The organism is Moorena sp. SIO3I8, from assembly GCF_010692325.1.
GTDB lineage: Bacteria > Cyanobacteriota > Cyanobacteriia > Cyanobacteriales > Coleofasciculaceae > Moorena.
Map to the genome: position 1 here is coordinate 1 of NZ_JAAHHW010000500.1, position 1,016 is coordinate 1,016.

Here is a 1,016-nt window from a genome sequence, read left to right on the forward strand (position 1 = left end):
TTTGAGAAATATGGTCTAGATCTAAGGCGCTTATCCCCTTTACACTATATCATTGCCCCTTAATATAAAAACATTTTTTTTCAAAAATTATGACAGGCAAGCAACCGGTGTGGCAAACAACCTTTGACCAAATCAAGGCAACCATTGACCCACCAATTTATGGTATGCTACTCCTAGAAGAGCAAAAGACTCGGTTGCTTATTGTGCTAGGTCAGCAGTCAACTAATACTGCGGCTGAGCAATTGCGAGCTTTAGCACTGATTACCTTGGCTAGCTTAACTGACCTAGACCTTCAACCTGACCAAATTCAGATGGAGTTAGTAGCATCAGAGGAAACTGATGCCCCAGAAACCGTCGCTTATTTAGCCCCAAATGACCTGAAACGACTGTTTGTTACCCTGAGTTTTCTAGCATTTTGTTCGGAAACGCGATCGCTAAATGTTGCTGCCTTAGGGCAAGCACTACGAGAGAGCACCCTGATGCAAAACGCGATGGCTGGATTGGCGGGCTGGAGTCTAATCAATCGTCAGGGGGTGATGATTTATCGCTACCCAGAAGCCCCGGAATTAGATTTAATTGGTAAGGACTATTCCGATCGCCGCTATTTTCAACAAGCTATCAAGGGACGCACCTATATATCGACAGTTTTTCGGGCGAAGAGTAACCTGTGGGTTGCTGTGGTTTCTTTACCAGTGATTGGTAACGATGGGCAGGTAGTGGGGATAGTATCTGGGGGTTTGGATTTGGCAGGAGTGCGGTCATTTCTGAGCGTGCCAGTGATTGATGACTATAAAATCAAGGGTCTAATTACCATTGCTAGTCCAGAAGCAGACGCTTTTGGTGAGGAACAATTGAAGGTTATCAGCTCATTGGCGCAACAGATTACTAGTTCGTGAATTAACAGTTGCCTAGGGTGCGTAGGGTTCGTTAGGGGCGGGCTTGCCCTTATTTTTCGCCTCGTAGCCAGCGTTGGGATAGTCCAGCCGAAAATGAAACGGGCATCTTGCCCGTTTCAA

Annotated in this window: 1 protein-coding gene; it reads left to right on the forward strand. The window is 46.0% G+C overall.

Annotation, left to right across the window (positions count from 1 at the left end; translation table 11 throughout):
- The first annotated feature begins 89 nt into the window (after window positions 1-89).
- On the forward strand, window positions 90-896 hold the full coding sequence (locus F6K51_RS38200) for a GAF domain-containing protein (RefSeq protein ID WP_293031611.1): 807 nt from the start codon (window positions 90-92) through the stop codon (window positions 894-896).
- Window positions 897-1,016 lie beyond the last annotated feature (120 nt).